This window comes from Metabacillus niabensis, from assembly GCF_902829255.1.
GTDB classification, from domain to species: domain Bacteria; phylum Bacillota; class Bacilli; order Bacillales; family Bacillaceae; genus Metabacillus; species Metabacillus niabensis.
Window position 1 is genome coordinate 1 of record NZ_CADEPK010000429.1, and the last position, 2,566, is coordinate 2,566.

The 2,566-nt window shown below is 34.8% G+C and carries 1 protein-coding gene; it reads left to right on the forward strand.

Annotation, left to right across the window (positions count from 1 at the left end):
• The first annotated feature begins 418 nt into the window (after positions 1–418).
• Positions 419–2,524, forward strand: a complete 2,106-nt coding sequence (locus tag HU235_RS23455; protein ID WP_233452405.1) for a cellulase family glycosylhydrolase — start codon at positions 419–421, stop codon at positions 2,522–2,524.
• Positions 2,525–2,566: the final 42 nt, after the last annotated feature.

Sequence of the window (2,566 nt, forward strand, 5' to 3'; positions counted from 1 at the left end):
ATATATAAAAGTGTGTTTCATCATAACTTCTTCACCAGGGTTTTTCCATCCCTGACTTGCTACCCATTTCATTATGATTACTCTCTTCTCCAACGAATTATATTTTTATTTATTATATCTAAATATTGGAAAATATGTCAATCCTTCCTTTTATATATTCTATGTTTATTACAATAATATCGCTTCACGTACCCTTTCAATCTCTTTAATCTCATCATTTAATATATGATAGATTAATAATTTTCTGAGTTTAAAACTATCACGATAAATAATTTTCAACTAAATAGATACACCTATTTCTTTTGAATCATAGAGAATAAGACATGAAATATCCACTAATTGTCAATGTATTTTAGTCTTTTTTAATATGCTATATTACCACTGAGAGCGCTTTCAAAATTTAAGTAGGGGTGATTTTTTGAAACTTGTTGAATCTATTTCTAAGTCGTGTAGAAACAATTCTTTTATCGTTTCTTGCAGTATTTTCATTTCGTTTCTTTTTCTAATAGTTTTGACGCCTAGTATAGGTTATGCGGAGGAAACGAAGCCATCAGCAAAGATTGACATTCAATCGTATGTTAGCGACATGCAGCCAGGCTGGAATTTAGGAAATACGTTTGATTCTGTTGGTGAGGATGAAACGGCATGGGGAAATCCACCTGTCACAAAGGAACTTATTGAACAGATTGCTGCGCAAGGCTATAAAAGTATCCGAATCCCGATTACGTTTGATCAACGTATGGCAAATGGTCCTTCCTATAAAATTGACGAGGATTTCCTTAACCGTGTCGATACTGTTGTGAATTGGGCACTTGATGAGGATTTGTATGTAATGATTAATATTCACCATGATTCATGGATATGGTTAGAATCAGGTATGAAGAATAATCATGATGAATCACTTGCACGTTTCGTTTCAATTTGGACACAGTTAGCTGACCATTTTAAGAATCACTCTACTAAATTAATGTTTGAAAGCATTAATGAACCTCGCTTTACAGGCGAAGAAGCTGAGGAATTCGCCTATTTAAAAGAGCTTAATACAAGCTTTTTTAATATAGTAAGGAATTCAGGTGGAAATAATGATATCCGCCCGCTTGTCCTTCCGACATTAGACACTGGCTCTGAACAACATAAGCTAAATGAACTTTATCAAACAATCAAAGAACTGAATGATCCTCATTTAATATCCACTGTTCATTATTATGGTTTTTGGCCATTTAGCGAAAATATTGCTGGATATACTCGATATGACTTAGAAACGGAAACTGATATTATTCATACATTTGACCGTGTTCATAATACGTTTGTTGCCAACGGAATTCCTGTTATTCTAGGTGAATATGGGTTACTCGGCTTTGATACTCATACTGGTGTCATTCAACATGGAGAAAAACTTAAATACTTTGAATTTATGACACATTACGCACAAGAGAAAAAAATCACCCATATGCTTTGGGATAATGGACAGCATTTCGGTCGGGAGTCCTTCGTATGGTCAGATCCACAGCTTTACACAATGATGAAAACTAGCTGGGAAACAAGGTCAGCAACAGCAGAATCAGACTTTATATACTTGAAGAAAAATGAGGAAATAACTGATAAAACAATAAGCATTGACTTACATGGTAACCAATTTATTTCCCTATTATTAAACGATAAAAAACTTGTTAAAGGAAAAGATTATGAATGGGATGGGGCAAGATTAACATTTAAAGCTAGTTTACTTTCAAGCATAGCACAGTCTGGAGAACTAGGAACGAACGCTGTATTAACGGCAAAATATAATCGTGGAGCAGATTGGCAGTTTAACGTCATTACCTATGAAAAGCCTGTCATCACTAATTCAACAGGAACAACAACTGACTTTCGTATTCCTACTGTTTTTAATGGTGATAGCCTTGCAACAATGGAAGCTGTTTATTCAGATGGTAGTTTTGCAGGCCCGCAAAACTGGACTTCATTTAAGGAATTTGGCTACGCCTTTTCACCTGACTATAAAACAAATGAAATTATTCTTACTGAACGATTTTTTAATGAAGTTCAGGATGGTGAGGTTCTTCTTACCTTACATTTTTGGAGCGGTGAAACTCTTACCTACACTTTACTGAAGAATGGTAATCAAGTTACAGGGAGCTATGATGATAAACCTGACACTCCTGATGATAAGGAGGAAGTTGAAGAAGAACCGGCAATAGAAAATAATCCACCTAGTAATGAAGATGGTGCACCAATTAATGATGAGGAAACTAAAACTACTGATGATCTTATTAGAGACGAAACAACGAACCTTATTGAGGAGACACCTACTTCGAATGAAAAACCAATGACTCAAATCGAGGAAAATAACAATGTACAGCCTATTAGCTATATTAAAGATACCGACGTAAAAAGGACAAACGAAGGAAATCTTCTTCCATCAACAGCAACAGGGCATTACAATTTACTAGCGATTGGTTTCCTTCTTCTTATAGGGGGATCCGTTTTTCTCCTCACAAAACGACAGCTAAAGCTTAATAAATAAATTTTAATTTGATTTAAGGAAGGAAAGGTTATTTACCTATCC